The organism is Sphingomonas ginsenosidivorax (genome assembly GCF_007995065.1).
GTDB classification, from domain to species: domain Bacteria; phylum Pseudomonadota; class Alphaproteobacteria; order Sphingomonadales; family Sphingomonadaceae; genus Sphingomonas; species Sphingomonas ginsenosidivorax.
In genome coordinates, this window is the sequence record NZ_VOQR01000001.1 from 3,163,408 (window position 1) to 3,185,034 (window position 21,627).

Sequence of the window (21,627 nt, forward strand, 5' to 3'; positions counted from 1 at the left end):
CGCATTATCGCGCTTTGCCCAGTGCCGGCTTCGATGCGAGCCGGTCCGTGGAGTCTCGGTAGACCCGCGCGGGGCCGATACGCCAATCTCAATCAGGCATGGATCGTTGCCGATCCTGCACCGATCCGTGCCGAGCCCGTTCGGTGCCATCGTGCCAAGTCCTGGCTTGATCGACGCCGATTTCGACTTGGACGGCGGCCCCCTGCCCCGGTAGCGTCGGGGCCAGAGTTCGCATGCCCCCGCCAGAGCGGGCAGCGCCCAGCAGGAGAGAGTGCATGACCGACACCGCCGTCCCCGGCACCGCGCGTCCAGCCGCCACCAGCGGGCCCGCGGCGCGCCCGACGCGCGTGCGCTACAGCGTCATCGCGCTGATCTTCCTGATCACCTCGATCAACTATGCCGATCGCGCGACCTTCTCGATCGCGGGCAGCGCCGCCTCCGCCGAACTCGGCCTGTCGCCGGTGCAGATGGGCTATATCCTGTCGGCGTTCGCCTGGGCCTATGTGCTCGCGCAGGTGCCGGGCGGGCTGCTGCTCGACAAGTTCGGGACCAAGCGGGTCTATGCCGTCGCGATCGCGACCTGGTCGCTGTTCACCGCGACCCAAGGGTTCGTCGGACTGGGGTTCGTCGGGCTGGTGCCGGGGCTTTCGGTGCTGGCCACGCTGTTCTGCCTGCGCTTCCTGGTCGGCGTCGCGGAGGCCCCCTCCTTCCCCGGCAATGCGCGGATCGTCGCGGCCTGGTTCCCGGGCGCCGAACGCGGCACCGCGTCGGCGATCTTCAATTCGGCGCAGTATTTCTCGCTGGTGGCGTTCGCGCCGCTGATGGGGTGGCTGGTGCACAGCTTCGGCTGGCGGTCGGTCTTCTACGTGATGGGCGTGCTCGGGCTGCTCGCGACGGGCGTGTTCCTGGCCTATATCCACAGCCCGATCCGGCACCCGCAGATCAACGCCGCCGAGCTCGCGCATATCGAGGCGGGCGGCGGGCTGATCCGCATGGAGGAAGCGGTCGCGGTCCGCGCACCCTCGTTCACCTGGACCAACATCCGCCAGCTGCTCGCCAACCGCATGCTGGTCGGCATCTATCTCGGCCAATATTGCATCAACGTGCTGACCTATTTCTTCGTGACCTGGTTTCCGATCTACCTCGTCAAGGAACGCGGGTTCGACATCATGCACGCCGGCTTCGCCGCTGCCGCGCCCGCGCTGTGCGGGTTCGCGGGCGGGCTGGTCGGCGGCTATGTCTCCGACCTGCTGCTCAGGCGGACCGGCTCGATCGACATTGCCCGCAAGGGGCCGCTGCTGGTCGGCATGCTGCTCGCGAGCCTGATCATCGCCTGCGTGTTCGTACGATCGGAATGGCTGATCATCACGCTGATGGCGGTCGCGTTCTTCGGCAAGGGCGTCGCGTCGCTCGGCTGGGCGGTGGTGTCCGACGTCGCGCCCAAGGAGCTGGCGGGGCTGACCAGCGGCGTGTTCAACATGTTCGGCAACGTCGCCGGTATCGTCACGCCGATCGTCATCGGCTATATCGTCGCGGCGACCGGATCGTTCGACTGGGCGCTGGTGTTCGTCGGCGCGCACTGCCTGCTGACGATCGTCGCCTATTTCGGGATCGTCGGCCCCATCCGCCGCGTCGAGCTCGCCAAGTGATCGATCGTCGCATGCTGCTGGGCGGTGCCGCCGCGCTCGCCGCCCTCCCCGCCCGCGCGCGGACCGCACCCGCCGCGCTGGTGGTGAGCACGCCGATGGCGGCACCCGAATGGGCGGTACTGCAGCGCCGGCTTCTCACGGCGAATGCGGCGGCCTGCGAGGCGTTCTACGCCAAATATGTCGACGGCCGCGACCAGCTGAAGGTCTTCGCGCGCTGGGGCGCGAATGACGGGCCCGACGACGCGGCGGAGGCGACCAACGACTGGGCGCTGCTCCACGCGCTCGGCGGGTCCGACCGTATTCTGACGCTGACGCAGCGCTTCTGGGAAGGCCACCTCAGGCAATACACAGCGGCGCGGACCGTCGACGTGCCGATCGCGCGCGCGGGCATGTACTACCGCGAATTCCCGGTGCAGATGGACTGGCAGCACAATGCCGAGGGGCTGACGACGTTCAACTCGATGGGGCTGTCGGCGCCGCGCGATGCGAAGCTGCTCGAGCGGACGCGGCGCTATGCCGATTTCTACACCGGTCGCGATCCGACGGTGAAGAATTACGACCCCCGCCTGCGCATCATCCGCAGCCTGCTCAACGGCAGCCGCGGCCCGAAGCTCACCGCCGCCACCGCGCTCGACTGGGCGGGCGATCCGTTCGCGGCGGGCGAGCGCTTCCACATGGAGCATGGCGAGACGACCTATGCGCAGACGCTCGCGCATTATGCCGATTATGGCGACGTGGTCGGCGACAATCCGCTCAACCTGCAGGCGACGACGCTGGGATTGAACGCCTATGCGCTGGGCGGCGGCGATCGGTATCGCGCCTGGGCGCTCGACTATCTCGACGCCTGGGTGACGCGCGCCGCGAAGAACGACGACATCGTCCCGAGCCATGTCGGGCTCGACGGGACGGTCGGCAAGGATTGGTGGACGGGCACCTATGGCTGGGGCTTCTCGCCAAAGGTGCCGCAGACCGGCAAGCGCGAGAACCGCAACCGCGTCCCCCGATCGATCACCGCGTTCATGAACGGCACGCTGCTGACCGGCGACCGCGCCTATATCGACGTCTGGCGCAGGCAGTCGGCGCGGCTGAACGGTCTCGCGCGAACGATCGACGGCACGCTGCAGACGCCGACGATGCACGGCGCGCAAGGCTGGTATGGCTGGCAACCGGGCGCCTATCGCACCAACGGGTTCGAAATCTGGTACGTGACGCAGGACCCCGCCGATCGCGCGGCGGCGGGCGAGACGCCCTGGGTGTCGTTCCTCGAGGGGCAGAACCCGGACTATCCGACCACCGCGCTCGCGGCGGACCTCCAGCACGTCGCCGATCGCATCGCAGCGGCGAAGGCCGACCCGACGACGCCCGAGACCCGGCTCGCCGACTGGCCGATCGACATCAACCCGGCGAGCGTGAAGAGCCTCGTCCAGCTGATGACCGGCGGCCTGCACATCGCCCGCCCCCCCTGGTCGAAGACGAGCCCCCCGCAGGGCGGCGTACCGCTGCATTGCCGGCTGCGCTATTTCGATCCCGACCGCCGCCGCGCAGGCGTGCCGGAGGATGTCGCGGCACTGGTGCACACGCTCGGCGACATGACGACCGAGGTGACCCTGGTCAATCTGGGCCGGCAGGCGCGGACCGTCGTTGTGCAGGGTGGCGCCTATGCGGAGCACCGGATCGAGGCGGTCGAGGTCGCAGGGACATCGGCCACCGTCGGCGGGGCGGCGTTCACGATCCGGCTCGAGCCGGGGTGCGGGGCGCGGATGACGCTGGCGATGCGGCGCTACGCCAATCGGCCGACGCTGGCGTTTCCCTGGGACCGTGCCTAATTCCCGTCATCCCGGAACCGCTTCGGCTCGTCCGCGCAGCGACCGGTATGGCCCGTGCTCCTGCGAACGCAGGAGCCCAGGGTTACGAACGACCCCGACCGTGACTCCTGGGCTCCTGCTTTCGCAGGAGAACGGTTCGGATGACGCCGGGGTCAGCCGCCTGGCTTGATGTACGGCGCCACCGCGAACAGCAGCCGTTCCTCGCGCCGCGGGTCGTCCTCGACGCGGACCTGCCGGTCGAAGATCATCGTGCCGCGCCGTGCGAGGTCGTAGCGCGGCCAGACCGGGACGCTCGCGCAATTCGGATCCCCCGTCCGCGCCAGCGCGATGAACGCATCCGCCATCCGCCCCGCGAGCCTGCGCGCGTCCGGCCCGTCGCCCGTCCGGGCAGTCGCGACGCCCGTATTGTCGAACACCAGGCCGATATCGAGCGAATGGAAGGCGCCGAGCACCCCGCCCGCCTCGGGCGCAGGGAAATCCAGCTGGTACATCCAGGTCGGCGCGCCGATCTTCGCGCGCTCTTCCGCCTGGATCAGATGCCCGGGCCAGGACCGGCCCGCCGTGGTCGCGGCGAGCAGGATCTGCCCGGGCGTACGGTCCGGATAGAGGTCGCGGTACCGGCGGATGACAAAGTCGGGCGCCAGGTCCTTGGTCGTCTCCCGCGTCAGCCGTTCGGGCAGGTTCGCCCAGGTCGTGTCGCCGCGTTTCAGCATCTCGCCGATCCACAGACCGGTCTCGTCATGCGTGTTGCCGCAGATCAGCGGGATATGCGCCGCCTCCCGCGGCGCATCGGGAAAGAACGGGTGCCGCGCGAGGACGTGGTGGTCGAGCGTCGAGGTGAAGCTGATCTCGCCCTTCCCCTCCAGCGGATCGGTCATCGCCATCGCCTCGACCAGCCGCGCGACCGGCATCGTCGCCAGTGCCGCGACGTCGGCCGCGCCCACCTTCGCCATCAACGCGCGGGACCGTGCGGTGGCGTGCATCGGACCGGCGGCGGTGACGTGCTGCCCGCTCATCGTCGCGGCGGCGTGGAACAGCGGGCGCGCCTGCGGCATCGCCATCAGCGTGACGATCTTGGCGCCGCCGCCCGACTGGCCGAACAGCATGACGCGGCCCGGATCGCCGCCGAAATGCGCGATGTTGTCGCGCACCCACTCGAGCGCGAGGACGATGTCGAGATTGCCGACGTTGCCCGACTCCGCCGGGCCGCCCAGCTGCGCGAGATACGCATAGCCGAGCGCGGCGAGCCGGTGGTTGAGCGTCACGACGACCACATCGCCGCGCTGCACGAGATTGCCGCCATCGTAGAGCGGGTCGCTGCCCGAGCCGTGCGCATGCGCGCCACCGTGCAGATACACCATCACCGGTCGCCGCGCGGCATCGAGCGCAGGCGTCCAGACGTTGAGGAACAGACAGTCCTCGCTGGTCGGCTCGCCGGCCTTGGTCTGGGGTGACGCGGCGCCGTACCGCGTGGCGTCGGCGACGTCGGTCCAGGCGGCAGGCGGCACCGCGCGCCGGAACCGGCGCGCCGCGGTGTCGGCGCCGTAGCGCACGCCGCGGAACACCGCCACGCCGCGCTCCACGATCCCGCGCACCCGGCCGTGCCGCGTGGTCGCGATCGGGACGGCCGCTTTCGCCGCGACCAGCGCCGGCGTCGCGGCCAGCCCGGCGATCACCGTCCGCCGGTCGATCACCCCGCCATCTCGGCACAGAGCCGCCGCATCGGCTCGAGCACCGGGTTCCGGTTGTCGCGCCGCCACGCCATGTGCAGCTCGACCGGGCGCTCGGGGGTCGTCGCGAGCCGACGGAACTGCACGTCGTTCATGTGCAGCCCCGATGCGGATTCGGGGACGATCGCCGCCGCCAGCCCGGCATGGACCAGCCCCAGCATCGAATGGATCTGTGTCACGTGCTGCACGTACTGCGGGGTCACACCCGCATCCTCGAACAATCGCATCAGCATCGCGTGGAAATAGCCGGCGCCCTGGCGCGCATACATGATCAGCGGCAGCCCGTCGAAATCCGACAGTTCGAGCACCGCCTTCGACTGGCGCGGATCGCCCGAAGGGAGCGCGACGACGAGCGGCTCGACCAGCACGCAGGCGGTGTCGAACTCGTGCCGGTCGAGCGGCGGGCGCACGAAGCCGATGTCGATCAGCCCGGTGAGCAGCGCATCGACCTGATCGGTCGTCACCATCTCGCGCAGTTCGAGCTCGATATTGGGCAGGCCCGCGCGCGCCTGCGCGACGATCTGCGGCACGAGATTGTAGCCCGAGACCGCAGTGAAGCCGATCGCAACGCGCCCGGCATCGCCCTTCGCCACGCGCCGCGCCGACAATGCCGCGCTCTCCGCCAGCCGCACGATCCGCCGCGCCTCGATCAGGAACACGCGGCCTGCGGGCGTCAGCGACACCTGTCGGCTGGTGCGTTCGAGCAACGTCACGTCGAGGATACGCTCGAGCAGCTGGATCTGCCGGCTGAGCGGCGACTGCGTCATGTTCAGTCGCAGCGCCGCGCGGCCGAAATGGAGTTCCTCGGCGGCGGCGACGAAGCAACGGAGCTGGCTGAGTTCGAACATGCTCACAGCCTATGCCCCGCCGCTCTGCGTGTCATGCCGCCTCGGCGAGGGCCTGCGGGCTCGCGCGTTCGATCAGCGCGCGCAACTGTGCGTCCTCGGCTGCCGACAGGTCGGTGAGCGGCGAGCGGACCGGACCGGAATCGCGGCCGACGATCCGCATCCCCGCCTTGACGATCGACACCGCATAGCCGCGGCCCTGGTTGCGCAGGCTGATATAGGGCAGCACGAAATCGCGCAGCTGGTTCATCACCGTGACGCGATCGTCGGCGCGCACCGCCTTGTAGAAGGCCAGCGCCCATTCGGGCATGAAGTTGAAGATCGCCGACGAATAGGTCGTCACGCCCATCGTCAGATACGGCACCGCGAAGGTCTCCGCGGTCGGCAGCCCGCCGATATAGGTCAGCCGGTCGCCCATCCGTGCATAGATGCGCGTCATCAGCTCGATGTCGCCGACGCCGTCCTTGTAGCCGACGAGATTGGGGTTGCGATCGCACAGCCCGGCAAGCGTCTCGTCGTCGACCACGGCGTTGTCGCGGTTGTAGACGATCACGCCGAGCCCGGTCGCCTTGCACACCGCGTCGATATGCGCGGCGAGCCCCTCCTGCTTCGATCCGACCAGATAAGGCGGCAGCAGCAGCAGTCCGTCGGCGCCGGCCTTCTCCGCATCGCGCGCGATGCCGGTGGCGATCGCCGTGCCGTAGCCGCAGCCCGAGATGACCGGCAGCCGCCCGTCGGCGACCTCGACCGCGGCCGCGACCACCTGCGCGACCTCGGCCGGCGTCAGCGAGAAGAACTCCCCGGTGCCGCCCGCGGCGAACAGCCCCGACAGTTCGTGTTCGAGCATCCAGGCGCAATGCGCGCGGTAAGGGTCTTCGAGAAACGCGCCGTCCGCATCGAAATGCGTGACCGGGAACGACAGCAGGCCGCTTCCCAGTCGCTGTGCCATATGCACGGGGTCCATGGTGGTCATCGCGAGGCTCCTCCAACAGCGCGGCGCATCGCAATCCCTGCGTGGCCAGTCGTTCGCATCCTGGTAGGTCGCGGGCTGCGGCAGGTCCAAACCAAAGGGACATTCGATCGATGCATCTCTTGGCTCGATCGCGGTTTACTCGAACGCTGTTCATGCGGCGCATCGACGTTTGAAGGTAAACGCCAGCAGCCCGACGCGGCCAAGCGTATCCGAAGACGGGGTTGCTCTGCATCAATACGACAGCGCGAAGCCGCACGGACACAATCGCCGCACACCTCGTTCGCCCCAAGGGATTATCCCTGCGAGAGGATTAGAAACATGGCGGTTAAGTTTGCCGGAACGATGAACGCGCTCAATCGCGGTCTGGACGAAACCAAGGCGACAAAGGGCGCCGACATGGTCGAGGACTGGGAAGCAGCGCTCGCCGAAGTCGACGTACCCGGCGCGAAGGGGATTCTTCGCGATCTCGGCGCTCTTCGCAAGCAACTCGAGAAAGACACGCCCGACAGCGATCGTATCTATGCCCTGCTCCACCGGCTCGGCACGGCAACGACCAAGATCGCCGATCGGTCCGACAAGTCCCAGGACAAACTCAAGGCGCTCGGCGAAGCGCTGACCGAGGCGGGCGAAGACCAGCCGGACGAGGAAGAGGACGCAGCAGCTGCCGCCGCGCCGAAGCGCGCACGCAAGAAGTGAGGGATCGACCGGATGATCGACGTGATCATCCGGTCATCTTTGAAGCGCGACCGGGCCGTCTTCCTTCACGCTGGCGACGGTCTTCCGACGCAAGAAACCACTATCAGTCGGAAACGTCGCCCTCGGGCGGGCGGACAGGTCAGCCACGATATCGCAGCGCTTCGACCAAGATCGAAAACGCCGGTGAGTGATGCCGGCGGCTGGGATAATAGAGATGATAGCCGGAGAACGGCTCGCACCAATCCTCCAGGACACGCACCAGCCGCCCGGCGGTGATGTGCTCCACCGCCTGGTCTTCGGGCATATAGGCGAGACCCAGTCCCTGAAGCGCCGATAACAGCCGCTGGCCACTGTTGTTGAACACCAATTGCCCTTCGACGCGGACGTTGAGCTCCCGGCCCTCCTTCTCGAATTCCCAGGCGTACAGGCCGCCATAGGTCGGCAATCGCAGGTTGATACAATTGTGCACGGTCAGGTCACTGGGCGTTTGCGGAACTGAGTGGCGCGCGAAATAGGCCGGTGCCCCGACCACTGCCATGCGCATGTCCGGGCCGATCCGTACCGCCACCATGTCCTTGGCGACCTGCTCGCCCAGCCGGATCCCGGCATCGAACCCCTGGGCGACGATATCAGCGAGACCATAGTCGATGATGACCTCGACGTTGATATCGGGATAATCCGGCAGAAATCTTGCCAGGCCGGCCTGCAATACCGTCGTCGCGGGGTGTTCGCCCGAGGTGATCCGGATCGTTCCCGCGGGCTTGTCGCGCAGTTCGCTGAGCGCTGCCAGTTCCAGTTCGATCTCCTCGAACCGTGGTGCGACCATCTGCAACAGGCGCTCGCCGACTTCGGTCGGCGCAACGCTGCGCGTCGTGCGGGTAAGCAGCCGCATGCCCACGCGTTCCTCGAGATTCTTGACCGTCTGACTCAGCGCCGATTGCGAGACACCGAGTTTGGCGGCGGCCCGGGTGAAACTGCGCTCGCGCGCGACGGCGGCAAAAGCCGCGAGCGTGTTGAAATTCTCGGTCGACATTAATTAGGTCACCTTCTCATGGCATGCCGATTGCCCCCGGTAATCGTTTACCCCACCCACTGCTATATGCTTGGCGAGGTCGAGCATGCGCGTTGGCCGAGTGATCGACGGAAGCGAGACGGCATGACCAGGACCAGGGACAGCGCCGTATCGGACGCGCCACCTACGCGGCCCCATCAGGGCGCAATCCTAGCGATTATCCTGACAAGCTACGTGATGATCGTGCTGGATATTTCGGTCGTGCTCACGGGCCTGCCGAAAATCCAGCAGCAGCTCGGCTTTTCCGAAACAAACCTCGCCTGGGTGCAGAGCGCCTATACGCTGACGTTCGGCAGTTTCCTGCTGCTCGGCGCGCGTGCCGGAGACATTCTTGGTCGCCGGCGGATGTTCATGACCGGGCTGGCGATCTTCACGCTCGCCTCGCTGGCGATCGGCGCGTCGCCATCGGCGGCCTGGATGCTGAGCTGGCGGGCGATCCAGGGGCTTGGTGCCGCGATTCTCGCGCCCTCGACGCTCGCGCTCCTGCAGAATAATTTCCCCGAGGGTCCGGAGCGCACCCGGGCGGTCTCCTATTATGCCGCGGCGGCCGGCGCCTCGGCAACGGTAGGACTCGTGCTGGGCGGCATTCTCGCCGAATGGGTGTCGTGGCGCGCAGGGTTCTACGTCAACCTGCCGATCGGAATTTGCCTGATCCTCGCGACGCGGCGCTACATCAGCGAGACGCCGCGCCATGCCGGCACGCTCGATATCGCCGGCGCGGTGACGTCGGCGCTCTGGATGAGCGGGCTCGTCTATGGCTTCATCCGTTCGGCCGAAACCGGCTGGGGCGACGTGGTAACGCAGGCGACCGTCGGCGCGGCCGTCATACTGCTGGCGGCCTTCATCGCCATCGAACGCAAGGCCTCCCAGCCGATCCTGCCGCTGCGCGTTTTCGACAGCCGCGTCCGCTCGGGCGCCTATTCCGCGCGCGTTCTCTATCTCGCCGCAATGGTCGGGTTCTTCTTCTTCACGACGCTCTATCTGCAGGAGGTGGCAGGCTACAGCCCGGCGATCACGGGGCTCGCTTTCGTGCCCGCGACGATCCTGCACGTCCCTTCGCAATCGCCGTACCGCGCTTGGTCAAGCGCTACAGTCCAAACGCCCTACTCGTGACCGGCATTTTGACCGGCATCGTGGGCATGGCCTGGCTGAGCCGCGCCTCGGTCGAGACGGGCTATGTCGTGTCGGTTGCGCTGCCGATGCTGCTCATCGGCATCAGCCAGGGGCTGACGCTAAGCCCGCTGACGTCGGCCGGCGTATCGGGCGTCAGTGACGCGGATGCCGGGATCGCGTCGGGCGCGGTCAACGTCGCACATCAGCTTGGCAGTTCGGTCGGGCTCAGCGTGCTGGTTGCCGTCGCGGGGATCGGCGCCGGCGCGCTGACCGGACCGGCGCTCACTGCCTATCGCATCACCACCGCGTTCGATGCTGCGACCGTCATGCTCCTGCTGTGCCTCAGCGTCGTGCTGGTCGCGATCGTGCTGCCGGCGCAGCGCGAACGCCTCGTGCCTTTGTCTGCAACCCCGCAACCGTCGATTTGAAAAGGCTCGCGCTATGACCGACACGACTGGAAAAGACCTTAGCCGCCGCAGTCTGCTCGGCGCAGCAGGCGGCCTGGCGATGATACCCGCACTCGCCGCCGCGAAGGCGCAACCGATGGTCCAGGGTAAAAACCCTCACGGGGCTGCTGCGTTGGCGAACGGGCGCCGCAAGCTCGGGACGCTGGAAGTGTCCGCGATCGGCCTTGGCGTCCAGAACATGCACCGCACGTATCAGACGACTGTTCCCTACCGGCCGGAGATGCTCAACATCATCCGCGCGGCGTTCGATCGCGATGTGACGTTCTTCGATACCGCCGAAGCCTATGGCCCGCATGAGAACGAACGCATTCTCGGCGATGCGATCAGCCCGTTTCGCGACAAGGTCGTGATCACATCGAAATTCGGCTGGAACATCGATCTCGTGACCGGCGAGCGCCGGCCCGGCCTGAATAGCCGGCCCGAGCACATCAAGGCTGCAGTCGAGGGCTCCCTGAAACGCCTGCGCACCGATCGGATCGACCTGTTGTATCAGCACCGCGTCGATCCGGCCGTGCCGATCGAGGACGTCGCCGGTGCGATCAAGGACCTCAAAGCGCAAGGCAAGGTACTGCATTGGGGCCTGTGCGAAATGGGCTTGGGCACGCTGCGCCGCGCGCACAAGGAACTGCCGATCACCGCGGTACAGAGCGAGTATTCGATGCTGTGGCGCGGGCCCGAAACGGATGTCCTGCCGCTGTGCGAAGAGCTTGGTATCGGCTTCGTGCCGTGGAGTCCGCTCGGGGTCGGCTTCCTGACCGGCGCGATCGACGCGCAGACACGCTACGCGCAGGGCGACATTCGCGGCGGCGAGACACGCTTCGCGCCGGATAATATCGCTGCCAACCTCGCTTTGGTCACACTGCTGAAGCGCTGGGCCGTCGCCAAGCAAGCGACGCCCGCGCAGATCGCACTCGCCTGGCTGTTGGCGCAGAGGCCATGGATCGTGCCCATTCCCGGCACGACCCAGATGGCACACATGGTCGAGAACAGCGGTGCGGCCGCGGTCCGGCTTTCGGCGGCCGAAGTCGTGCAACTGAACGCTGCCGTCGCCGCGATCACAGTGCAGGGTCAGCGCCTGCCCGACGCCGTGCTCGCTTTTTCGGGCGTGGAAGCGCCGCCGAAAACTGCGCGCTGACACCCCTCGGATTTTACGGAGATAGACGATGCAATACCGTACATTGGGAGCCGCCGGCCTGAAGGTTTCCGCGCTGGGCCTCGGCTGCATGAGCTTCGCGGGCACGTACGGTCCGGGTGGTGATCGGCAGGATGCGGTCGCGCTGCTGCGCACCGCGGTCGACCACGGCGTAACGCTATTCGACACCGCCGAAGCCTACGGCCCCTTTACGAACGAGGATCTGGTTGGCGAGGCACTCGCGCCGGTGCGCGACAAGGTCGTTATTGCGACGAAGTTCGGCTTCGATATCGATCTCGCTTCCGGACAGCGTAGCGGCGGCACCAACAGCCGGCCCGATCATATCGTTGCGGTCGTCGACGCGATGCTCCAACGGCTGCGTACCGACCATATCGATCTATTGTATCAGCACCGCGTCGATCCCGCGGTGCCGATCGAAGACGTCGCCGGCGCTGTGAAGGAGCTGATCGCGGCGGGCAAGGTCGGCCATTTCGGCCTGTCCGAAGCCGCACCCGAGACGATCCGCCGCGCGCACGCCGTACAACCGGTCACGGCGCTGCAGAGCGAATATTCCCTGTTCTGGCGGGAGCCGGAGGAGGAACTGCTTCCGCTCGTTCAGGAGCTGGGCATCGGTTTCGTGCCGTTCAGCCCGCTCGGCGCCGGCTTCCTGACCGGGAAGATCGACGAGAACACGGTGTTCGCGCCCGAGGATTTTCGCAACCACGTGCCGCGCTTCTCGCGCGAGGCCCGCAAGGCCAACATGGCACTCGTTCACGTCATGCAGCGGGTTGCCGAGCGCCACCGCGCCACGCCGGCTCAGGTCGCGCTCGCCTGGCTGCTCGCCCAGCAGCCGTGGATCGTACCGATTCCCGGCACGAGCAAGGTCGTGCGGCTCGAGGAAAATCTTGGCGCCGTCGATCTTGCGCTGACGCCCGACGATCTTGCCGAGATCGAGACCGGAACGGCCGGCTTCGCTGTTCAGGGCGAGCGCCTGCCCGAGGCGGTGTTGAAGATGACGCGGCGTTGAGCAGGGGGAGTTCGAGATGACGCCGACGAGCGATCTGTCCCGCCGGGCGGTGCTTACTGCATTGACCATCCTGCCGCTGGTCGCGAGCACCAGCGCCTGTGCGCAGCCGGGCAATTCCCGGAGCCTGGCCAACGGCAAAGTCCTGGTTGCGTATTTCACGCGCTCTGGAAACACACGGGTCATCGCCGGCACGATCGCACGCACGCTCGGCGCCACGCTCTTCGAGATCCGTCCCGCGCGCGCCTATCCCGACGATTACGAGGAGACCGTCGCACAGGCGCGGCAGGAGCGCGACAGTGGCTTCGAGCCGGCGCTGGCCGAGACGGTCACGAACGTCGCTACATACGACACGGTCTTCCTCGGCTTTCCGATCTGGGGCGAGACAGCGCCGCCCGTGATCCGCTCGTTCCTGCGCGCGCATGACCTGCAAGGAAAGACGCTCCGGCCCTTCATCACGCATGGCGGGTACGGGACCGGCAACAGCTCCGCGGTCCTGGCGAGCCACGCGCCGGGTGCGCGGGTCGAGGATCCGTTCGTGATGGAAGCCGACCAGGAACGGCGCACGCTCACTCAGGTCAATAGCTGGCTTGGCGTGAAGCCCTCGTGATGCCAGCCAACAAGGACATTCCGATGAAGCAGATGTTGCGGAAGCATCCGGCGACAGGAGCGTCACCTGGCTCGAGCCGGTCTAGGACGCGCAGTACCAAGGGCCGAAATGATGCCGCACACCAACCCGAAACAGACGGAGCCGATGACAATGGCCGGTGAACTCGAAGTCTCTCGTCGCGGCGTGCTCGCCGGCGGTGCGGCGGCCGCAGCGCTCGTTGCCGCTCCAGCCGCAGATGCTGCCCAGGCCGCGGCCGGACCTCCCCTCATGAAGGTCGCGTTCGACATCAACGGCAAGCGCCGCGAACTCGACGTCGACACGCGTACCACGCTGCTCGACGCGCTACGCGAGAATCTGCAGCTGACCGGCACCAAGAAGGGTTGCGACCACGGCCAGTGCGGCGCGTGCACCGTGCTGGTCGACGGCGTGCGAATTAACGCGTGCCTCACTCTGGCAGTCATGCACCAAGGCGACAGGATCACCACCATAGAAGGGCTCGGCACGCCTGATAAGCTTCATCCAATGCAGGCCGCGTTTGTGCGGCATGACGGCTATCAATGTGGCTATTGCACGCCCGGGCAGATCTGCTCGGCGGTCGCAGTGCTCGGAGAGATCAAGGCTGGCATCCCAAGCCACGTCTCCGCCAGCCTGATCGACAAACCCGAGGCTAGCGATGCCGAGATGCGCGAGCGGATGAGTGGCAATATCTGCCGCTGCGGCGCTTATTCCAACATCATCGAAGCGATGACCGATGTCGCAGGAGCCAAGGCATGAAGCCGTTTACCTATGAGCGGGCCAAAACCCCTGCAGCGGCAGCGGCCGCGGTTGCGCGCAATCCCGGCGCGAAATTCATCGCCGGCGGCACCAACCTCCTCGACCTGATGAAGTTGCAGATCGAAGCGCCACAGTATCTGGTTGACGTGCAGGACCTCAAGCTCGACCGGATCGAGCGAACCGGCGACGGTCTGCGCATCGGTGCGCTCGTCACCAACACCGCACTCGCGTCCGACCCGATCGTGCGCCGCGATTACGGCGTCCTTTCCCGTGCGATCGTCGCGGGCGCAAGCGGTCAGCTGCGCAACAAGGCAACGACCGCGGGCAATCTGCTCCAGCGCACGCGCTGCCCCTATTTCTACGATACCAATCAGGCGTGCAACAAGCGCAAGCCGGGGTCGGGCTGTGCGGCGATCGGCGGCTATAGCCGGCAGTTGGGCGTAATCGGCACAAGCGACGCCTGCATCGCGACCTATCCCGGCGACATGGCGGTCGCGATGCGGGTGCTCGATGCGACGATCGAGACGGTGCGCAGCGACGGCACCACGCGAGACATTCCGATCGCCGATTTCCATGTCTTGCCCGCAGCGACGCCGCATATCGAGACTGTGCTCGCCCCGGGTGAGCTCATCACTGCGGTGACCCTGCCGCGGCCGATCGGCGGCACGCACGTCTATCGCAAGGTTCGCGACCGCGCATCCTATGCCTTCGCGCTGGTCTCGGTAGCGGCCGTCATCAACAAGGATGGCAGCGGTCGCGTCGCGGTTGGCGGTGTAGCGCCCATGCCCTGGCGGGTCGCGGCGGCCGAGGCGCAGCTGCAGCGTGGCGCCAAGACGGTGACGGGCAGCTTGCTGGCAGGCGCCAGACCGCGTCCCGACAATGCCTTCAAGATCACGCTGGTCGAACGCGCGCTGGGCGCCGTCCTGGCCGATGCCAAGATAGGAGACGCCGCATGAAATTCGACAAGGCTGCAGGCAAGAACCCGATCGACCAGCTCAAGGTGGTCGGCAAACCGGTGGACCGGATCGATGGCCCGCTAAAGGTAACCGGCACTGCGCCCTACGCCTATGAGCGCCACGATGTGGTCCCGAACCAGGCGTACGGCGTGATCCTCGGTGCCGCGATCGCCAAGGGCCGGATCAACGCGATCGACCTGAGCGCCGCACGTGCCGCGCCGGGCGTGATCGGAATCGTGACGCACGAGAATGCCGGGCATGTCGGTGTCGGTGATTTCTACACGGCGCGGCCGCTCGCCGGCCCTGCCGTCGACCATTATCATCAGGCGGTCGCCGTGGTGGTTGCGGAGACCTTCGAGCAGGCGCGCTACGCCGCAAGCCTGATACGGGTCGATTACGCCCGGACCCCCGGCGCGTTCGACCTGGAGACGGCACGTGTATCCGGCGTCGAACCGAAGGCCTTTCCCGATACCCATGTCGGCGATTTCGACACGGCCTATGCTGCTGCGCCGGTGAAGGTCGATGCGACCTACACCACGCCCGACCACGCGCATGTCATGATGGAGCCGCATGCGACGATCGCAGCCTGGGAAGGCGACAAGGTGACTTTGTGGACGTCGATCCAGATCGTTCAATGGGGTTTGCGCGATTTTGCCAAGATCATGGGAATGCCGAAGGAAAATATCCGCATCGACTCGCCGTTCATCGGCGGCGGGTTCGGCGGCAAGGCGACCATATTGTCGGACGCGGTGATGGCCGCGCTGGCGGCCCGTGCGGTCGGGCGTCCCGTCAAGGTCACGCTCGCACGCCCGCATCTGTTCAACAACACGACGCACCGCGCCGCGACGATCCAGCGCTTGCGAATCGGTGCGACCAGCGACGGCCGCATCACTGCCTTCGGCCACGACGCCTGGGACGGAAACTTGCCGGGAGGGATCTCGGAACGCGCGCCGTTGCCCGGATTGCTGCTCTACGCGGGCGCCAATCGCCGCACGACGGTACGGCAGACGCAACTCGATCTGCCAGAAGCGAGCGCCATGCGCGCACCGGGCGAAGCGCCGGGCCTGATGGCAATCGAGATCGCGATGGACGAACTCGCCGAGAAGCTCGGCATGGACCCGGTCGCGCTGCGCATCCTGAACGACACGCAGGTAAACCCGGCCGAACCCACCACGCGCTTCACGATCCGGCAGCTGCCGGAGGCGTTCCGCACCGGCGCCGAGCGATTTGGCTGGGACAGGCGTTCGGCCAAGCCCGGAACGGTGCGTGACGGCCGCTGGCTCGTCGGAATGGGCACCGCGGCGGCGATCCGCGGCGGGCCGGTCAGTCCGTCCGGCGCGCGGGTGACGCTGACAATGGCAGGCCGGATCCTCGTCGAATCCGACATGACCGACATCGGCACCGGCAGCTACACCATCATGGGGCAGACCGCCGCGGAGATGCTCGGCGTCCCCGTCGACCGAGTCGACGTGCGCATCGGCGACTCCGCGTTCCCGGCGGCGAGCGGCTCGCTAGGCCAGCGCGGCGCCGCCAGCGCCACCAGCGGCGTCTATGCCGCGAGCGTCAAACTGCGCGAGGCGATCGCACAGCGAATGGGGCTGAACGCCCGGGACACCGGTTTTGCGGACGGCAAGGTGCTGAGCGGACATCGGGCTATCCCGCTCGACGAGGCGGCACGCGGCGGCGCGATCGTCGGCGAAGACAGTATGACCTATGACGACGCGTACATGAAATCGATGGAGCGGCAGACGTTCGGCGCGCACTTCGTCGAGCTGGGGGTCGATGCGATGACCGGGGAAGTCCGAATGCGCCGGATGCTCGCGGTGTGTGCCGGCGGCCGGATACTCAACCCGAAGACCGCGCGCAGCCAGGTCATCGGCGCGATGACGATGGGCGTCGGCGCCGCGCTGATGGAGGAACTCGCGGTCGACAAGCGCTTCGGCTTCTTCGTCAACCACGACATGGCGGGCTACGAAGTGCCGGTCCATGCCGACATCCCGCGTCAGGACGTGATCTTCCTCGACGAGCTCGATCCCGACGCCTCGCCGATGAAGGCCAAGGGCGTGGGTGAGCTCGGCATCTGCGGCGTCGCCGCGGCGATTGCCAACGCCATCTACAACGCCACCGGCGTCCGCGTGCGCGACTACCCGATCACGCTGGACAAGTTCCTGGACCGGCTACCAGCCGTGGCCTGAAGCCTCCGATTCTACCTATCCGAAGGAGACCGTCATCGAGCACTAACGCGCCGGGCCGCAACCATCGCAGACTCCGCCGAATACTCCACCAGTACCGTTCGCATCGATCCGTGGAACGCGCAGCGCCCCCGCTCGGACCTACTGCGCGCTGGCGACCTTCGTGTCAGGCACGCAGATAACCGGCATACGCGTCCGTTGACAGCTCACTGCAGCCGAATGCCCAAACCGGGGGTCTAGTCGCTGGATCCAGAGGCAGATGAGCAATATTTACCCGCACTGACCCTCAAGACTATAAAATTTGTTGCTGCAGTCCTTTATAGTTACTGCATGAAGCTAGCACGCGTTTTCGAGACACTCAGTATTTTTACCGGGTTCTTCTTAATCCGCTCGAAACCAATACTTTGTTATCATCCCCATGGGAGAGACAGAGTAGATGGCGATTTGAACCGCGTATCCATCCCGCACCGGCGTAAACCCTAAGTGTTATCGGATCAGGGAACGTCGACAGTTACTCTCGCTTATCGATAATCGTTAAGGCAATGTCCTCGTTCGTCAAATCCGAAAGGAATAGAAACTGACGGACGGCGAGCTGGCTGAAAAGTCATATGAATTGCAAATCGATATGAGGGGTCGCGAAGCGCGGCTTCGTTAATTTATTCGCAATTTCAACATGGCTTCGGTTGCAGCGTTGTTAAGCTCAATCCAACGTGCTCCCCGAGGCTCTACGAGTCATAACTAGAGTTCAGGGTTGGTATCGGGCCCCTCCGGGCGGTGCTGCACCTGACGTAACCGCCGCTTTTTCCTCCAGTTCGAGCTAGGGTCCGACCCCGAAGAGGGGGCGGACAGATGAAGCGGAAGCAGTTTTCGGAAGAGCAGGTCACCGCGATCCTGAAGGAGGCGAGGCTGGTGCGGTGGTGACGGATCTGTGCCGGCGGCACGGGATGTCGAGCGCGACCTACTACGCCTGGAAGGCCAGGTTCGGCGGCCTGGAGGTCCCCGATGCGATGCGGCTGCTGGCGCTCGAGAACGAGAACGCCCGGCTCGAGCGGCTGTTGGCGGACGCGATGCTCGACAACGCAGGCCTGAAGGACCTGCTATCAGAAGAATGGTGAGGCCTGCCGCGAAGCGGGAAGCTGTCGCGCATCTCCAGACGGCGCTGGGGATGAGCGAATGGCAGGCGTGTGCAGTCGTCGGGGCGGATCGCAAAAGCATGCAGTATCGCTCGTGCCGGGGCGATGATGGCGACCTGCGGTCGCGCTTGCGCGAGTTGGCCCAGCAGCGCCGGCGGTTCGGCTATGGGTGGTTGCATATCCTACTGCGTCGGGACGGCATCACAATCAACCGCAAGAAGACCCAGCGGCTCTACCGCGAGGAAGGGCTGACGGTCAGGCGCCGGAAGGGACGAAGGCGCGCTACAGGCAGTCGGGCGCCCGCGCCAATGCTGGCGCTCCCCAACCAGCGCTGGAGCCTGGACTTCGTGCACGACCAGCTCGTGACCGACCGCCGGTTCCGCGTGCTCAACATCGTCGACGACGTGACGCGCGAAGGCCTCCGGGCGGTGGTGGACACGTCGATCTCGGGCCGGCGGGTGGTGCGCGAATTGACCGATCTGATCGCCGAGCGCGGAAGGCCGAAGATGATCGTCAGCGACAATGGGACCGAACTCACCTCGAACGCAGTGCTCGCATGGTCCGGCGACGTGGGCGTCGAGTGACCTGCTCCCCAGACATCATGCCATTGGTAAGTTAGCTCGTCAGATGGAGACGAGTAATGCGGCGAGGCCGATTTAACGAGGATCAGATCATTGGCGTGCTGCGCGAGCATGAGGCCGGCGTGAAGACTGCCGAGCTGTGCCGGAAGCATGGGATCAGTGACGCGACGTTCTACAACTGGAAGGCGAAGTACGGCGGGATGACCGTGTCGGAGGCGGCGCGGTTGCGGGCGCTCGAGGACGAGAACCGCCGGCTGAAGAAGCTGCCGGCGGAGTCGATGCTCGACGTGTCGGCGCTGAAGGATTTGCTGGGAAAAAACTGACCCGGTCTGCAGAGCGCTACGCTGCGGTGGAGAAGCTGATGGCCGACCACAGCTTTTCCGAGCGTCGCGCCTGCAGGTTGATCGGGGTCAACCGGTCGGCGTGGCAATATGAGCCGCTTCGCGGGAAGGACGACGCTGTTCGCGTACGGATGCGCGAGATCGCGAACGAACGTCGTCGCTTCGGCTATCGACGGCTGGCGATCCTGTTGCGGAGTGAGGGCAAGGGCATGAACCTGAAGAAGGTTTACCGGCTGTATTGCGAGGAGCGGCTGACGGTGCGCAAGCGTGGCGGCCGCAAGCGCGCGCTGGGCACGCGGGCGCCGATGGCAATCCCGCAGGAACGAGACCAGCGCTGGTCGCTCGACTTCGTGTCGGATGCATTGGCCTGCGGCCGGCGGTTCCGTATGCTCAACGTCATCGACGACTACAGCCGGGAATGCATGGGGCGCCGAACGTCGCGGGCTGCCGTGCATGGTGGTCAGCGATAATGGGACCGAGCTGACCAGTCACGCCGTCCTTGCCTGGTGCCAGGACACCGGGGTCGAGTGGCATTACATCGCGCCCGGCAAGCCGCAGCAGAACGGCTTCGTCGAAAGCTTCAATGGTTGCATGCGCGACGAACTGCTCAACGAGACGCTGTTCTTCACCATCGGTCAGGCCCGCTCGATCCTGGCCCGCTGGGTCGACGACTACAACACCGAGCGGCCCCACTCGTCGCTGGGCTACGCTACCCCGGCAGCATTTGCCGCTGGGCTCGAACAGCAACGGGCGGGGTTAACGCCGCCCGTTGCTTCATCTGCGCTCATGCGCGACAACACCGGTCGGTCTCTGGTCGCAGCTGGATGAAAGACTGGGGTCACGTCAGTCGGTCTCTGGTTCCCGTTGGATGAAAGACAGGGCACGTCAGTCCGAGCCTTACTACGTCTATAGTCGATCGGTACGGGGATGGCCATTTCCACCACAACAGCTCGGCCGTCCGCTGTGTCAATCCGTTGTTCAATACACCTGTCGATACAGTGCTTAGCGTCGACTCACTGCTCTTTTGGGTAACATAGCTTACCGCCGAGCAGATGCCTGCGGATCTCGCGTTCGCTCACCCGCCTCGCTGAACGAGCTAGTGGGGTCGGTCGCAGAGACATAATCGCGATCGATCCGGTTGCGCAGCCGCGAATGGAGGCGGTTCGAGACACGCGTTTCAAGTCGCGCCATTGGCGCAATATTAGTAGCTTTCCCAGTACTGGTGTTCGTAAGCCGTTGCCCCACTGTGCCGGCACTGCTTTCCGCAATGCGACCCGCCGAAACCGGAGCCTCCTGCGCCGAGGCCGGAGCATCCTGTGCCAAAACCGGGGTTAGTATACCAACAATTACAGCCATGACGATCGAAAGACGGGTCACGATTATCGCTCCCCCACCGGGGCGAGCCGTACTTCGGTAATGCGACCAGTCAAGCCTTCTATTGCATCATTTGGTCGAGCAACCAGCGATAAACGTTGGATCGGACAATCAGCAAGGACACTGAGATGCCCGGCGAAACGCCCACCTCTATATTGAGCGGCGAGCATCTCGACCCGCCCAAGTTCACGGCCTCCCTCGCAATCAAGCTTCCAATACAGCCGTGCCGCGGACGCCTGAGTGATGTCAGCGCTTTTCCCTCTCAGGTCATAAATTCCAGGCGGTAGATACTGGAACTGGCTGAGCAATTGCCCACCGCTGCTAGAGGGAACAGAAAGCTCAACCGCGCCTCCCTCCCTCGCCCTCAAGATCGAAACGCTCAGGCTCGTATCATCCGTAGGCACCCAATCGAACGGCGACGGCTCGACGATTGCTGTGGAAAAACGACCATCACGTAAGTGCGTTCGCGTCACCCCCGGGCGGAACGAGGCATAATAGGCCCATGCCTGATCGGGATGTGACGTCACCAGTCGCGCAACAATGATCGCCTGTGAGGGCGCCGGGATTACAATCGATCCTGCGGCGAGACGCCGAAACAGCGCAGCGACCGCCAATGGATCCTGACCATTCCCTGCAACATAGGGAATGAAGAGCTCGTTCCAGCGAGGATGTGTCAACATAATCCGCGCCAATCTCTCACGCGTATCCACGTCCTGAATCACGGCTCCGAGAACAGGGAATAGGAGATCCGGCGCTTGGCGAGAGGTACGTAACGCGATGTCAATGTGGCGCAGCGAATTGCTGACGTTACCTCGGACAGCCGAATCCTGAATTTGCCATAGTTCAGCCTGCAGGTTGCGCCTGGTCAGCCGCTGCACATAGTCAAATATGGGGCGTGCCCCTGACGATCCATTTTTGAGTTGGCTATTAAGCCCCAATGCTACCAATGCTGGTACAGCAGTCACGTCACGCCTTAACGCCTGCACGGCAAGCTGACTGGCACGTTGTCGGTCAGCTTTGGTCGTTCTCGGGCCGATCAGGCTTTGAGCGAGATCTGCGAGCACCAGGCCATCCGTTGGTGCCAACGAATAAGCACGCGCTGGATCCGAGCTACTTACTGCTAACGCCAACGCCTGTCG

At 65.6% G+C, this 21,627-nt stretch carries 16 protein-coding genes and 2 pseudogenes; 13 read left to right on the forward strand and 5 right to left on the reverse strand.

Annotated features, from left to right (window positions below):
• Positions 1–275: 275 nt before the first annotated feature.
• Positions 276–1,649 carry an MFS transporter gene (locus FSB78_RS14330; RefSeq protein ID WP_147083275.1) on the forward strand — a complete coding sequence of 458 codons (1,374 nt, stop codon included), beginning with the start codon at positions 276–278 and terminating at the stop codon, positions 1,647–1,649.
• The gene (locus tag FSB78_RS14335) at positions 1,646–3,475 is read left to right on the forward strand and encodes a DUF8034 domain-containing protein (RefSeq protein ID WP_242008311.1); all 1,830 of its coding nucleotides are present in this window, start codon (positions 1,646–1,648) and stop codon (positions 3,473–3,475) included. Before FSB78_RS14330 ends, FSB78_RS14335 begins: the two co-directional genes overlap by 4 nt.
• A gap of 152 nt (positions 3,476–3,627) precedes the next feature.
• On the opposite strand, the gene FSB78_RS14340 is transcribed toward FSB78_RS14335, so the two are convergent.
• The 3 genes from FSB78_RS14340 to kdgD are packed head-to-tail and all read right to left on the reverse strand — an operon-like array spanning position 3,628 to position 7,014.
• Positions 3,628–5,169 carry a carboxylesterase/lipase family protein gene (locus FSB78_RS14340; protein ID WP_242008313.1) on the reverse strand — a complete coding sequence of 514 codons (1,542 nt, stop codon included), beginning with the start codon at positions 5,167–5,169 and terminating at the stop codon, positions 3,628–3,630.
• Positions 5,166–6,053, reverse strand: a complete 888-nt coding sequence (locus FSB78_RS14345; protein ID WP_147083276.1) for a LysR family transcriptional regulator — start codon at positions 6,051–6,053, stop codon at positions 5,166–5,168. Before FSB78_RS14345 ends, FSB78_RS14340 begins: the two co-directional genes overlap by 4 nt.
• Before the next feature lie 31 nt (positions 6,054–6,084).
• The gene (gene kdgD, locus FSB78_RS14350; protein ID WP_147084233.1) at positions 6,085–7,014 is read right to left on the reverse strand and encodes a 5-dehydro-4-deoxyglucarate dehydratase; all 930 of its coding nucleotides are present in this window, start codon (positions 7,012–7,014) and stop codon (positions 6,085–6,087) included.
• A 327-nt stretch (positions 7,015–7,341) separates the two neighbouring features.
• On the opposite strand from kdgD, the gene FSB78_RS14355 reads away from it, so the two are divergent.
• Positions 7,342–7,719 carry a hypothetical protein gene (locus FSB78_RS14355; RefSeq protein ID WP_242008315.1) on the forward strand — a complete coding sequence of 126 codons (378 nt, stop codon included), beginning with the start codon at positions 7,342–7,344 and terminating at the stop codon, positions 7,717–7,719.
• 139 nt (positions 7,720–7,858) lie between these two features.
• Here the strand turns inward: FSB78_RS14355 and FSB78_RS14360 are convergent, their stop codons facing one another.
• Positions 7,859–8,752, reverse strand: coding sequence for a LysR family transcriptional regulator (locus FSB78_RS14360; RefSeq protein WP_147083277.1), 894 nt, complete (start codon positions 8,750–8,752; stop codon positions 7,859–7,861).
• 222 nt (positions 8,753–8,974) lie between these two features.
• On the opposite strand from FSB78_RS14360, the gene FSB78_RS19545 reads away from it, so the two are divergent.
• The 10 genes and pseudogenes from FSB78_RS19545 (at position 8,975) to FSB78_RS14405 (ending at position 19,942) form a co-directional block, all read left to right on the forward strand.
• Complete coding sequence (locus tag FSB78_RS19545; RefSeq protein WP_242008316.1) at positions 8,975–9,904, forward strand: MFS transporter; 930 nt, start codon at positions 8,975–8,977, stop codon at positions 9,902–9,904.
• Positions 9,901–10,332 (forward strand): MFS transporter, encoded by a 432-nt coding sequence (locus FSB78_RS19550; RefSeq protein ID WP_242008317.1) that lies wholly within the window; start codon positions 9,901–9,903, stop codon positions 10,330–10,332. The genes FSB78_RS19545 and FSB78_RS19550 overlap by 4 nt, the downstream gene beginning before the upstream one ends.
• Positions 10,333–10,345: 13 nt before the next feature.
• A complete protein-coding gene (locus FSB78_RS14370; protein WP_147083278.1) occupies positions 10,346–11,506 on the forward strand; it encodes an aldo/keto reductase in 1,161 nt (386 codons plus the stop codon).
• Positions 11,507–11,534: 28 nt separating this feature from the next.
• Positions 11,535–12,530 (forward strand): aldo/keto reductase, encoded by a 996-nt coding sequence (locus tag FSB78_RS14375; RefSeq protein ID WP_147083279.1) that lies wholly within the window; start codon positions 11,535–11,537, stop codon positions 12,528–12,530.
• A 16-nt stretch (positions 12,531–12,546) separates the two neighbouring features.
• Entirely contained in the window at positions 12,547–13,137 is a 591-nt protein-coding gene (locus FSB78_RS14380) for a flavodoxin (RefSeq protein ID WP_147083280.1), read from the forward strand.
• A gap of 144 nt (positions 13,138–13,281) precedes the next feature.
• The gene (gene paoA, locus FSB78_RS14385; protein WP_147084236.1) at positions 13,282–13,911 is read left to right on the forward strand and encodes an aldehyde dehydrogenase iron-sulfur subunit PaoA; all 630 of its coding nucleotides are present in this window, start codon (positions 13,282–13,284) and stop codon (positions 13,909–13,911) included.
• Complete coding sequence (locus FSB78_RS14390; protein WP_147083281.1) at positions 13,908–14,867, forward strand: FAD binding domain-containing protein; 960 nt, start codon at positions 13,908–13,910, stop codon at positions 14,865–14,867. The genes paoA and FSB78_RS14390 overlap by 4 nt, the downstream gene beginning before the upstream one ends.
• Complete coding sequence (paoC, locus tag FSB78_RS14395) at positions 14,864–17,062, forward strand: aldehyde oxidoreductase molybdenum-binding subunit PaoC (protein ID WP_147083282.1); 2,199 nt, start codon at positions 14,864–14,866, stop codon at positions 17,060–17,062. The genes FSB78_RS14390 and paoC overlap by 4 nt, the downstream gene beginning before the upstream one ends.
• Before the next feature lie 846 nt (positions 17,063–17,908).
• Positions 17,909–18,773: pseudogene (locus FSB78_RS14400) on the forward strand (IS3 family transposase); the annotation flags it as partial.
• Positions 18,774–18,832: 59 nt separating this feature from the next.
• Positions 18,833–19,942 (forward strand): annotated as a pseudogene (locus FSB78_RS14405) (IS3 family transposase).
• A 551-nt stretch (positions 19,943–20,493) separates the two neighbouring features.
• Here FSB78_RS14405 and FSB78_RS14410 read toward each other — a convergent pair.
• Entirely contained in the window at positions 20,494–21,552 is a 1,059-nt protein-coding gene (locus tag FSB78_RS14410; protein ID WP_147083283.1) for a hypothetical protein, read from the reverse strand.
• Positions 21,553–21,627 lie beyond the last annotated feature (75 nt).